Raw genomic sequence first — 12,711 nt, forward strand, 5'->3', positions numbered from 1 at the left:
TGCAGCGGCGGGCTATTCAGCCTTAGCCCGCCACCGCGTCGCGCAACTCGCTTTTGACGACCTTGTTCGACGCATTCACCGGCAGCGCCGTGAAGAAACGAACCTGGCGCGGCACCTTGTAGTTGGCCATGCGTTCTCTCGCCCAGGCGATCAGCGATGGCTCGTCCAGCTCCCGGTCCTGACGCAACACCACGCAGGCGCAACCCACTTCCCCCATGCGTTCATCCGCCACGCCGATCACCGCGACCTGCGCGATGGCCGGGTGTTCGATCAAGCCGGCCTCGATCTCTGCCGGGTAGCAGTTGAAGCCTCCGACAATAAACATGTCCTTGAGCCGATCGGTGATTTGCAGGTTGCCGTGGGCGTCCAGGTTGCCAATATCACCGGTGTGCAGCCAGCCGTCGGCATCGATGGCCTGGGCCGTGGCCTCGGGGTCGTTGAAGTAACCGCGCATCACGTGAAAACCGCGCAGGCAGATTTCCCCTGACTCACCCGCCGCTAGCGGTTGGTTGTCTGTCGACCGGATGCACACTTCAGTGCCTTCGATCGCCCGTCCACTGGTGGCCGCGACGATGCCGGCGGGATCATCCGGGTTGCAGATGGTTGCCAGGCCGCCGCATTCGGTCAGGCCGTAGGCCGTAGTCACCACGGCGACCCCCAGTTCTTTGCGCATGCGTTCGATCAGCACCGGCGGGATGGTCGATGATCCCGTCACGGCAATGCGCAGGCTCGACAGGTCGGTCTCGGCCAGGCGCGGGTGCGCGAGCATCGACAGATAAAGCGTCGGCGGCCCTGGCAATACGCTGATGCGCTCGGCGGCGATGCGCTGGAACACCGCTTCGGCATCGAACACCGCATGGGGCAGGATGGTTGCGCCGGCCAGCAGGCAGGTCAGCCAGCCGGCCTTGTAGCCAAAGGCATGGAAGAACGGATTGATGATCAGGTAACGGTCACCCGGCCGCAGGCCGATGACCCTGACATATTCGTTGTACGCCCGCAGGGTTTGCCCATGGGCACTCATCACGCCCTTGGGTTTGCCGGTGGTGCCGGAGGTGAAGAGCAGGTCGGACAAGTCCCGCGGATCGACGGCGACTGCACGCTGGCGGGCTTGCAATTCGCTGACCGATTCACCCTTGGCGAGAAAACCTTCCCAACCCAGGTCCGTGGCCAACTGCGGTTGCGTGGTACCGAACACCACCAGGTGCTCCAGACTCGCCGGACGCAGCGGCGCCAGCATCGCCTGGTAGTCCAGGCCCAGAAAATCGCCCTGCATCATCAGCACTCGCGCATGGCTGCGCGCCAGAATATCCGCAGCCTCGGCGCCTTTCATGCGGGTGTTGATCGGAACCAGTACAGCACCTGCGCAATGCACGCCCAGAGCCGCGATGACCCAGTCGCGGCAGTTCGGCGCCCAGATCGCCACTCGGTCGCCAGCGCCGATACCCAGCGCCATCAGGCTGCGGCACACGCCGAGTGCCAGTGCCGGTAAATCCCGGTAGTCGGTGGCCAGACCGTCTTCTTCGATGGCCGCCCGACCAGCGAAGCGCTCGGCACTGGCGAACAGCAAGGCGGGAATCGACAAGGGCAAAGGGTTCCAGGCAGACAAGGTGCCCGGCAATGCAGAACATGCAGTCATAGTGACAAACTCGGCTATCGGGTTATTCGGGAAAGAGCACCCGCAGGTGCTCGCTGCGGGCCAGCGACTGGCAGGCCAGCGTCCAGCCCTGATCGATCTCGTGTTGATCGAGGGCATCGTTGCGCAGCATCTGCACCTCGCCACTTTCGACGGTGCACATACAGGTGGCGCAGGAGCCGACCAGGCAGGAACTCGGGGGTTGCAGACCCGCCCTGCGCATGGCATCGAGCAGGGTTTCACCTTCGGCGCAGGGCACCTCGAACTCTTCGCCGTCCAGGCGCACGGAAAGCTGACTACCCGGGCGGCTGGTATCGACGGCGACCGGCGCTTGGACCTCACCCTCCTCGGGCAACGAAACGAAGCGTTCGACATGGACCTTTGCGGCCGGCATATCCAGGCTCTGCAAGGCGCTTACGGCGGCATCCATGAACGGACCGGGGCCGCAGATAAACGCCTCGGCCTGGGCAAACGGACGAGCCAGCTCCGTCAGTTGACTGACCGCCGGAATGCCTTGAACGGAGTCCAGCCAATGCACCACTTGCAAGCGCTGTGGGTGCGCACTGGCCAGGGCCTTGAGCTCGTCGCGGAAGATCACCGAGGCTTCGTCACGGTTGGCGTAGATCAGCAGAATTCGTCCGGAACCTGCCAACAACGCCGAACGCAGGATCGACAGTATCGGGGTCACCCCGCTGCCACCGCTAAACAACAGCAGGTCGGCGTCCAGATGGCGCGGTACAAAAACCCCGGCAGGCACCAGCACCTGCAAACGGTCTCCCGCTTGCACGTTGTCGCAGAGCCAATTCGAGGCGCGCCCGTCACGCACCCGTTTGATCGTGACCCTGAGCGGCTCGTCGAGCAGCGGCGTACTCGACAGCGAGTAGCAGCGCGGTAACCAGCCACCTTCGTGCGGCACCCGCAGGGTCAGAAACTGCCCGGGGCGATAGCGGAAACGCTCGATCAGCTCTTCGGGCACTTCGAACGCCAGGGAGCGGCTGTCGGCGGTCTCTTCAATCACGTGCGTCACGCGCACTGACAGGTAATCCAGGCTCATATCAATGGCTCGCTGAGTTCGACGTTGACGTTGGCGCTGGCAGTCGTCAGCGACCGTCCGGCGCGCCGTCCGGAAAACACGCAATCGGCCAGTGACAGGCCGCTGACGTACAGGTGTGAAGGAATGCCAATGGCGGTGCGCCCGGCCGCGTAGAGGCCGGGGATCGGCTGCCCCTGATCGTCCACGACGGCGCCTGTGTCTTCATTGACCTTGAGGCCGCCGAGGGTCAACGCGCCCATGGGGAACAGGCGGTTGCCGACAGAAATGTCGCAGGCGTAATACGGCCCCTGATCGAGCACCTGACGACTGTCTGGGGACTTGCCAAAGGCATCCTCGGCATCACCTCGGGCGGCGGCGTTGTAGGCAACCAGCGAGCTGCGCAGCACATCGGCGCGCATGCCGGTGACCTGGGCCAGTTGCTCGATGCTCTGACCCTTGCGCACACCGCGCAGCATCAGCACCAGTGCCGGCAGACTCTGGAACCACCAGTAACCGGCGAACAGCGCCTGCTTGATCGACTGTTTCCGCAAACGTGCGTCGAGCACCAGCCAGGCCTTGCCGCCCTGCTCTTCGCACAAGGGCTGGCCCAGCGTCGCCCCGTAGACTTCTTCGTTGACGAAACGCTGGCCGAGGGTGTTGACCACAATCCCTTTGGGCCAGCACAGCGGCGGGTTGATAAAGCGCCAGGCCGAGACCCGCTGCAACCGATCACTCACCGCGCCGGCGCTCAGCCCCAGACGCAGTCCGCTGCCGTCGCAGCCCGTCGCGCCGACCTTGAAGTTGCGTCGAAACTTCGGCGCATGCTCGCTGATCATCTCGCGATTGAAGATAAATCCGCCGGTACTCAGCACCACCCCGCGCCAGGCACGCACCAGGCGCGGGCGGGCGAAGTCACGCTCCAGCTGATGCACGCGCTTGCGCAAACTGTCGCAATAGCGAGGGGCAAAGTTTTGCAGGCGCTCGGCCCGCGCCGCCCATTTGGCATGCAACTGCGCCTGTTCACTGCCGGCCGGCAAGCACCACAGTTCGGCACCCAACACGTTCCCGGCGCGATCCATCACCAGTCGCCGGGCAGCCGCCTGGAGTTGAGTGCGTACGCCTTTGAGCAGGCACGCGGACTTGAGGTGTGAATACAGCACCGCGCCACATTGACCCTTGCCCACCGTGCGATGACCGCGCGGTGCAGGTGCCATTTGATCGCGGTGCGAAGGCACCAGCTCATTGCCGGAGTAATAAAGAAATTTGCCATCAGGCGGGTACGAGGTCTTGCCACCGGGTGGCATGGTATGGGCGTAGGGCGCGCCGTGGCTTTCCAGCCACGCCAGGTTGGCGGCACTGTCGCGGCAAAAACGCTGCAAGGTGGCGTCAGCGACCACACCCTGGGTTTCGTGCTTGAGGTAGGTGAACATCGCCTCTGGGGTGTCGGCGAAGCCCGCCGTCTTTTGTTGGCGGGTACCACCACCGGCGTAGACGACGCCGCCGCTTTTGGCGCTGGCACCGCCGCCGGTAAAGCGATCGGCCACCAACACATCGGCGCCACTGGCCCTGGCCTCAAGGGCGGCGCAGGCACCCGCCGCTCCCCAGCCAATCACCAGCACATCACAGTAATCATCCCAGTGCAGCGCGTCGGCATCGGCCACCTGCAATGCTGGCTGAATCGGGGTACAGGTCGAGTTGACAGCGGCAGGCATGGCAGGTCCTCAACGTTGAGCAGCGATGTGATTGGCCGCTATGTAGCCGAAGGTCATGGCCGGACCGAGGGTCCCGCCCGCGCCGGGATAGCTGGTGCCCATGACAGACGCCGAACAGTTGCCAATGGCGTACAGGCCGGGAATTGCTTCGCCGTCCTGACTGACGACCTGGGCGTGTTCGTTGGTGAGCAGACCGCCCTTGGTGCCGATATCGCCGGCATCCAGGCGCATCGCGTAATACGGCCCCTTGGTCAGCGGCGCCAGGCATGGATTGGGTTTCACATTGCTGTCGCCGTAGTAACAGTCGAAGACGTTCCCGCCACGGCCGAAGTCGGCATCGACGCCGCTGCGGGCGTACTCATTCATGCGCGTCACGGTCTGTTCCAGCCCGAGGCTGTCGACCCCGATCTGCGCGGCCAGCGCCGACAGGTTGTCCGCCTTGAAGTACAAGGCGTTGAGCCATTCCTTGCGCAAGCGGCTGTCGGGCATGACCTGGGCCGGCATCAACGGGCCCATGGCGTAGTTGAAGCGAAAGTGTCCATCGAAGATCACCCAGGCCGGAATCGACTTTCCGCCGGTGCTCTGGTTGTCGCGGTACATGGCGTCGACAAACTCCAGGTATGGCGCAGCTTCGTTGACAAACCTCCGTCCCAGGCTGTTGACCACAATGGCACCGGGGAAAGCACGCTCGGCGAACACACCCCGTGGCTTGTCTTCACCCGGCACGGCAATGGTCGGTGCCCACCAGGCCCAGTCCATCAGGGCCGTTGCCGCGCCCAGTGCAGTACCGGCCTCCAGGGCGGCGCCGGTGTTGTTGCCCGGTGGCGTGGCGCTCCAGTCTCGCTGGGTTGGCTGCGGCAGATAACGCTCGCGCAACGCCTGATTCTGCTCGAAGCCGCCCGAACCGAAGATCACCCCATGCCGCGCCTGCAGCTGCAGCGTCTGACCGTCACGGCAGACCTGCACGCCAGTGACGCGGCCGTTGTTGGTCAGCAGTGACTGGAAATCGGTGTTCAGCCACAGCGGAATGTCGCGGTCCATCAACGAGCGACGCAATGAGGCGACCAGAGAACTGCCCAAAGCGGCGCGGCGGTCACGACGGCTCTTGCGACGCCATTTGAAATCCAGCTTGTAACGCAGCATCAGGCCGAGAATCAGCAAGCGCCAACCGAATGAGCGAGACATGGCTTTGTGCGCGTGCCGGGCGGTCCAGGCAATACGCCCCATCAGCAGGGTCGACGGTGAAGGGGCACGCAGGTTGGACAGCTCATCACCCAGCAGGCTGGTGTCGAACAACTCCGGGTCCAGGGTACGACCGCCCGCCAGTGAGCCTGGCAGATGCGGGTAATAATCCGGGTACTTCTCTGCCACGGCGTAGCGCACATGGCTGTTGTTTTCCAGTGCCTCAATCATCTTCGGCGCGTGTTTCAGGTAGGCGCGCAAACGCGTTTCATCGCCATGTTCACCCGTCGCCGCCTTGAGGTATTGCAGGGCCAGTTCAAAACTGTCGCGACCGCCCTTGGCGGAAAAATAGTGATTGTTGGGAATCCAGATCCCGCCACCGGAAATCGCCGACGTCCCGCCGAACTTGTCGCTTTTTTCCACCACCAGCACCGACAGATTCTGCTCGGCGGCAAACAGCGCCGAGGTCATTGCACCGGCGCCGGAGCCGACGACGATCACGTCGTAGTGGGAAACAGGCTGAGCTTTAGCTGTCATTATTCTTGTGCCTTGGCTGTAATCGCAAAGATCCCGGCATGCCGGCCAGGGGTTGGCAGTCCCGGACCTGCGCGCAAGTCCGGGCACGGCTCAAACGTATGGATCAGGATTGGGCAAGCCCATCTGTACTGCCCCGAGGCTGCGACTGAACGCCATGTAGTTGTTGGCGATATGCCCGCGCGCCTGGTGCAGGTCGCGGAACAGGCGCGCAACCGGGTTGGTGTTGTACAGCCCGGACGCGGCCATGCAGCGCAGCAGTTCGTTGACCTTCTCGGCGCAGATGTTGGTGACGTAAGAAGACTGGTAGCGGTACAGCAAACGGGTTTCCACGTCCGGGTACTCGCCCGCCTCGGCCAGTTTCATCAGGTGCGCATAATTGCGCTCCAGCACCAGCCTCAGGCTGTCGACAATGATCGTGGCCTCCGCCACCGTGGTTTGTGCCACGGGGTCGTCCGCGGTTTTCATCCCGTGTTTGCCGATGTGCGCAGCGGCGTTGGCGCGGAACTCGTTGATCGCCCCTTGCAAGGCACCAATCGCCGAGGAGGAGACCGCACGGGTAAACACCTGGGCAAACGGAATGGCGTAGATCGGGTTGGTGTTGACCAGTCGCCCCGGCGTGGCGTCGATCGTGCAGTTGTTGGTGCGTTGCACGCGATGTGCCGGCACGAAGGCATCCTCGACCACGATGTCGTGGCTGCCGGTTCCGCGCAGGCCCAGGACGTCCCAGTTATGCTCGATACGGTAGTCACTGCGCGGGATCAGGAAGGTCCCGTGCTCGGCCGGCTGGTCTCCATCGGCTGGCAGCACGCCACCCAGGAAACACCACTGACAGTGCTCGCTGCCGCTGGAGAAACCCCAGCGACCGCTGATGCGGTAGCCACCTTCGACCACCGTGACCTTGGCCACCGGCATGTAGGTGGAGGAAATCAGCGTCGACTGATCCTGGCCCCAGACATCGCGTTGGGCTTCGATCGGGTAGCGCGCCAGTTGCCAGGGGTGCACGCCCATCACGCCGTAGATCCAAGCGGTGGACATACAGCCTTCGGCGAGGATCATCTGGATTTCGAAAAAGGTGCGCGGGTCGACTTCGTAGCCGCCGAATGCCCGGGGTTGCAGCGCTCGCAACAGGCCGGTCTCTTGCAGCTCGAATATCGTTTCGTCCGGTACCCGGAACTCGCGATCAGCTCGCGCGGTGCGGTTTTTGAGTGCTGGCACCAGGCGCCGAGCGTGTTCCAGCAGCTGGATTTCTTCCGGCGTTTTTACTCGCATGCTGTCCATCCGTTCGTTCTCCCAATCTCGTTGCGCGGTTGCGCGAGCCTTGGTTGATGATCGAACGCAGCAAACGATTATTCATCGTCAAAGCGGACTAGAGAGCACTTGCAGAACAGCCGTGCGACGCCATCCCTGGCGCCGTTTCAGGCTGATTAAATGACCGCGCGTCTGGCGACCCAGGGACGGTCCTGTTCCAGTTGTGAAGCAAGGCGCAGCAGCACGTCTTCAGCGCCCAGGCGTGCGGTGAACATCATGCCCACGGGCAGTCCGTTGTCACTCATGCCCAGCGGCAAGGTAATGGCCGGTTGTCCACTGACGTTGGCCAGCACGGTAAACGCGGCGCTGCCCATGGCCTTGCGTGCATAGCTTTCGTACGGCTGGTTGAGCGACAACTCGCCCAGGGCCGGCGTCAGGCTGGCGGTGACCGGCGAGAGGAGCACATCAAAGCGCTCGAACTGCTGCTCCATGGTCATGCTGATGTCTTCAAACGCATGCCGCGCGCGCACCACGCCCTCACCCGTGGCCTTGCTGGCTCGTTCCAGCACACCGAAGGTGATGATTTCCAGATCCTGCGGCCCCAACGCGCGGCCCAGCGCCTTCTCACGGTCATTGACCGACGCCAGCAGAGAGTTGCCGATCGCCACGCCATGGGCACCGAACAATTGCTGGGCCTGAATCGGCAGGCGCAGTTCATCGACCTCATGACCAAGGCCGAGCAACTGCTTGATCGTCTCCTCCAGGACCTTGGCAATGGCCGGGTCCAACGGGGCACCGGTCAGCGACTCACGCACCATGCCCACCCGCAAACGACCTGGATCGCGGCCCAGTTCCTCGACGTAGGGCCGTTGCAGTGGCTGTGTCCAGTAGGGGCTGCCGATTTCATGGCCCTGCCCGGCATCGAGGAACAGGGCGGTATCACGCACGCTGCGCGAGACCACGTTGGCGACACTGGCACCGAACGAGCCCTCGAGGCGCGTTGGCCCGCTCGGGGTGCGGTAGCGCGTCGGCTTGAGCCCGACCAGTCCGCAATAAGAGGCCGGTATGCGGATCGAGCCACCGCCGTCGGTGGCATGGGCGACCGGTACGATGCCCGCCGCCACCGCCGCAGCGGAACCACCGGAAGAGCCACCCGCGCTCAAGGCCAGGTTCCACGGGTTGCGGGTTTGTCCCCACGCCAGCGACTCGGTGGTGGTGGTCAGGCCGAATTCCGGGCTGGCGGCTTTGCCGAAAGGCACCGCGCCGGCCATTTCATAACGGCGGATAAGGGTGCTGGTCACGCTCGCCGGCGGTGCATCCTTGAACAGACGGCTGCCGTTGCTGGTGGTCGTGCCTTGCAGGTAGGTGTTGAGGTCCTTGAGCAGAATCGGCACGCCTGCCAGCGAACCCTTATCCAGGGTCGCGGCCTGACGTCTGGCCGCCAGCAGCGCATGGGCGTAATCGTCATGACGCATGATCACCGCATTGATTTTCGGATTGACCAGCTCGCACCGGGCAATCGCTCCGGCCAGCAAGTCGCCGGCGCTGAAGTCACCGGCCTGCAGCCCCTTGACCATGGCCCAGGCATCAAGGTTCTGATAGTCGCTGGCCGACAATCCGCCAGCCGCCCGGACATCGGCAAATCGCCCCAGAAGCCCCACCCCCAGCGCTACGGCGCCAGCCTTGAGAACCTGGCGGCGCGGCCATCCATCAACAGCATCGGTGTGGGGAGCAACAGCCGTGTCGCCCTGTGACAGTGGATTTTTTTCCATGTACTGAATTCCGTTTTTTATTGTGTTTTTCAATTCGGATGATTGACTTCGATGACTGATTTCACGGAGGCAATTGCGGTCAATCCGCCGTAATTTGCTCCACCATCGCCGCGAGAAAGTGCTCACTGTAAGGAGGCAGCAAACCCCATTCGCGGCGCGGATCGTGTTCGGGTGCCTTGAGTACCGAGCGCAGATGGCTGAATTCGATGAAGCCTTCGCGGCCGTGATAATGGCCCATGCCCGACGCCCCGATACCGCCGAAGGGCGCGTCATGCAAAGCGGCGTGCATCATCACGTCGTTGAGGGTGACGCCGCCCGACAAGGTGTGCGCCAGCACATGCTCCTGCTCCCCGGCGTCGTTGCCGAAGTAATACAGGGCCAGGGGTCGCGGGCGGCTGTTGATATGGGTAATGACCTGATCGACGTCGTCGTAGGGCAGCACCACCATCGCCGGACCGAAGATTTCTTCGTGCATGATCAGGCTGTCCTGGGGCGGGTCGATCACCAGTTGCAGCGGACGACGGCGGTTATGTGAATCGGCCGGTTGAGCGTGAGGCAAGCTCACCACTCGGGCCCCGGCCTGAAGGGGTTGCTGGACCAGGTTTTCAACACGGGCCAGATGGTGGCCGTTGACCACCGCCACCACATCCGGGTTGTCACTCACTTCAGGGACGAATTCGCGGTAAGCGCCGGCGAAGGCATCCAGAAAACCCTCCAGTTGCTCACGTGGCACGTAGACCAGATCCGGGTTGATGCAGACCTGACCGCTGTTGGTGGTCTTGGACAAGGCAATCCGAAAGGCGGCGGTCTGCAGGTCGGCGCTGCGCGCGACGATGACCGGCGACTTGCCGCCCAGTTCCAGCGTGACGGGCACCAGGTTTTCGGCGGCGTTACGCATCACCGATTTGCCCACTGCCGAGCTGCCGGTAAACACCAGATGGTCGAACGGTTGCGCCGTGAAGGCCTGGGCCAGATCCGGGCCGCCGGTGACCACGGCCACTTCGAGCGGGTCGAACAATTCACTAAATAGCTGTGCTACCAGCGCGGCGGTACGCGGCACCACTTCCGAAGGCTTGAGGATCGCCCGGTTACCCGCCGCCAGCGCCGAAGCCAGGGGGCTGAGCAAGGTGTACAACGGCGCGTTCCAGGTGCCCAGAATGCCGACCGAGCCCTTGGGTTGATACCTCACCCAGGCCTCGGCGCCGAGCTGATCGTAAGGACTGAAGACTGACCGTGGCTCATCCTGCATCCAGCCTTCGAGGTGGTCACGCGCATGTTTGAGCGAGCCCAGGGAGCCCAGCACGTCATTCATGAGCGAGAAGCCTTTTGGGCGACCGCCGAAATCGGCATCCATGGCCTCGGCGAGTGCGCGGTGGTGCGCCACCAGCAGGTCGATCACTCGCTGAATGCGCTCGCGCCGCTGTGGCGCGCTGACGGCACCCTGGGCGTTGAACGCGGCTTTTTGTTCAAGCAACAAGGCCGACAGACCGTCGACGCTGGAAATTGCACAACTCATTGGTGCCTCCTCAACTGTACAAGGGCCAGCGCTACCCCTCTGTGCCCACCATGGCCGTCATTGGACAACGCCCCTAGCCGCAAACTAGCCCCAGCCCCCGCCAGCCGCCTCGTCCAAGTGGACGAGTGGGCCAAAAACGTTAGTCCGTTGAGACGATGCAGGGCCCTGTTTCACCGGGAATACTGCCGGCACGCACACTCATTCCATGAGGCCCATCATGGCAACGCCCGGCAGTTTCGACCCTCAAGCGTTTCGCGCCGCTCTCGGCACCTTCACCACGGGAGTGACGATTGTCACCACCCAGGCCGAAGACGGCTCGCCGGTTGGCATCACCGCCAACAGTTTCAACTCGGTCTCGCTCAACCCGCCGCTGGTGCTCTGGAGCCTGTCCAAGAATGCCCGCAGTCTGCCGATCTTCAGCAGCGGTCGCCACTGGAACGTGCACGTTCTGTCGACCGAGCAAGAGTCATTGTCCGGCCGCTTTGCCCGTCAGGGTGAAGACAAGTTTGGCGAAATCCAGCTCGACACCGGGATCAGTGGAGCCCCCCTGCTGCAGGACTGCACGGCGCGCTTTCAATGCCGCACGGCCTTCCAGTATGAAGGCGGCGACCATGTGATCTTTGTCGGTGAAGTGCTCGCTTTCGATCACACCGACCGCGCGCCGCTGGCCTTCCAGAGCGGCCAGTACGCCCTGGCGATGCGTAAGCCACGCAGCGAATTGCGCCTGGCAACCACCCCGCCACCGCCCGAATGCAGCTACACCGAGGACTTGCTCGGCTACCTGCTGGGCCGCGCGCACTATCAGATGCTCTTCGCCTTGCGGCTGCTGCTGAAGAACCAACAGCTCGACGAGCATGCGTTCTTCATCCTCTCGACCCTGTGTATTCGCGACAACCTGACCCTGGACGAAATCAACACCTTCGTCGGCTACACCGGTCATGTGGTCAGCGCTTCGAGCATGCGCTTTCTGGAACGCCAGAACCTGGTGGCCCGTGAACCTGGCGGCGACCAGGTGCGCTATGTGCTGACGGCCGACGGGCGTGAGGCATCGCTGCAGGAAGTCGCCCTGGCCAAAGCCGTCGAGGAAGATATTTCCGCACGCCTGGGTGCCGGTGATGCCCAGGCCCTCAAGGTGTTGCTCAAGCGTCTGATCGCCACGTCCGACCCTGGCTTGCCGGACCTGTGGGGGCCGCGCTGAGGGCACCTCGCCGCAACGCTTGAGACACCGACAGCCCCATTAGAACAATAAGGACAGCCATGAGCATTCTGCAACGCTTCAACCTCGCCGGCAGCGTCGCCATTGTCACCGGAAGCGGTCGCGGCATAGGCCGCGCCATTGCCCTGGCCTACGCCGATGCCGGGGCTGATGTGGTCTGTAGCGCCCGCTCGCTGGCGGACATCGAGGAGGTCGCTGAAGCCGTGCGCAGCCGAGGGCGTCGCGCGCTGGCCTTGAGTTGCGATGTCACCGACAGCGAGCAGCGCATCGCGCTGGTCAGCCACGCCCGCGAACAGATGGGGCACATTACCCACCTGGTCAACAACGCCGGCGGCGGTGGCCCGAACGACCCGCTGACAATGACCCCGGAAGCGTTCGAGCGGGTGATGAACTTCAACGTCACCGCCGCTTACGCCCTGGCGCAGCAGTGCGTCCCGCTGATGCGCGAAGCCGGGGGCGGCAACATCATCAACATCACCTCGGTCGCTGCTCGTTATGCCCAGCGCCATTTCAGCGCTTATGGCACAGCCAAGGCCGCCCTGACCCACCTGACGCGCCTGCTGGCTCAAGAGTTCGCGCCGCAGATTCGGGTCAATGCGGTAGCGCCTGGCCCGATTCTCACCGACGCCCTGGCCGGGGTCATGCCCGATGCCATGCGCAGCACGATGGAAGCCAATACCCCGCTCAAGTGCCTGGGCCAACCGGAGGATATCGCGGCCGCCGCCCTCTATCTGGCCTGCCCCGCCTCGGCCTGGGTGACCGGCAAAATCATTGATGTCGATGGCGGTGCCGATTCCAGCGTCTGGCCGGGTTGAGGCCTTGTTGCCGGACGCGCTGCACGTGGTCCGGCGTTTCGTTCACT

The 12,711-nt window shown here is 63.6% G+C and carries 9 protein-coding genes; 2 read left to right on the forward strand and 7 right to left on the reverse strand.

The annotated features are described in order from the left end of the window. Positions 1 to 22: 22 nt before the first annotated feature. The 7 genes from AC3ZVB_RS04920 to AC3ZVB_RS04950 all read right to left on the reverse strand — a co-directional run bounded on the left by AC3ZVB_RS04920 (position 23) and on the right by AC3ZVB_RS04950 (position 10,633). Entirely contained in the window at positions 23 to 1,636 is a 1,614-nt protein-coding gene (locus AC3ZVB_RS04920) for a FadD3 family acyl-CoA ligase (protein ID WP_490145916.1), read from the reverse strand. Positions 1,637 to 1,658: 22 nt separating this feature from the next. Beyond that, positions 1,659 to 2,687, reverse strand: coding sequence for a ferredoxin--NADP reductase (locus AC3ZVB_RS04925; RefSeq protein WP_194690309.1), 1,029 nt, complete (start codon positions 2,685 to 2,687; stop codon positions 1,659 to 1,661). Next, entirely contained in the window at positions 2,684 to 4,378 is a 1,695-nt protein-coding gene (locus AC3ZVB_RS04930; RefSeq protein WP_490145917.1) for an FAD-binding protein, read from the reverse strand. The genes AC3ZVB_RS04925 and AC3ZVB_RS04930 overlap by 4 nt, the downstream gene beginning before the upstream one ends. Positions 4,379 to 4,387: 9 nt before the next feature. Then, complete coding sequence (locus AC3ZVB_RS04935) at positions 4,388 to 6,097, reverse strand: FAD-dependent oxidoreductase (protein ID WP_490145918.1); 1,710 nt, start codon at positions 6,095 to 6,097, stop codon at positions 4,388 to 4,390. A gap of 90 nt (positions 6,098 to 6,187) precedes the next feature. Next, positions 6,188 to 7,375, reverse strand: coding sequence for an acyl-CoA dehydrogenase family protein (locus tag AC3ZVB_RS04940; RefSeq protein ID WP_194690312.1), 1,188 nt, complete (start codon positions 7,373 to 7,375; stop codon positions 6,188 to 6,190). A 146-nt stretch (positions 7,376 to 7,521) separates the two neighbouring features. After that, positions 7,522 to 9,117, reverse strand: coding sequence for an amidase (locus AC3ZVB_RS04945; RefSeq protein WP_490145919.1), 1,596 nt, complete (start codon positions 9,115 to 9,117; stop codon positions 7,522 to 7,524). Between the two features lie 79 nt (positions 9,118 to 9,196). Beyond that, a complete protein-coding gene (locus AC3ZVB_RS04950) occupies positions 9,197 to 10,633 on the reverse strand; it encodes a coniferyl aldehyde dehydrogenase (RefSeq protein ID WP_490145920.1) in 1,437 nt (478 codons plus the stop codon). A 217-nt stretch (positions 10,634 to 10,850) separates the two neighbouring features. Here AC3ZVB_RS04950 and AC3ZVB_RS04955 point away from each other — a divergent pair, with 217 nt between their 5' ends. Together AC3ZVB_RS04955 and AC3ZVB_RS04960 are read left to right on the forward strand one after the other, a co-directional pair. Beyond that, positions 10,851 to 11,831 carry a flavin reductase gene (locus AC3ZVB_RS04955; RefSeq protein WP_194690315.1) on the forward strand — a complete coding sequence of 327 codons (981 nt, stop codon included), beginning with the start codon at positions 10,851 to 10,853 and terminating at the stop codon, positions 11,829 to 11,831. 59 nt (positions 11,832 to 11,890) lie between these two features. Then, positions 11,891 to 12,664, forward strand: coding sequence for a glucose 1-dehydrogenase (locus AC3ZVB_RS04960; protein WP_490145921.1), 774 nt, complete (start codon positions 11,891 to 11,893; stop codon positions 12,662 to 12,664). Positions 12,665 to 12,711: the final 47 nt, after the last annotated feature.

Source organism: Pseudomonas sp. MDV22-iso1, assembly GCF_058145095.1.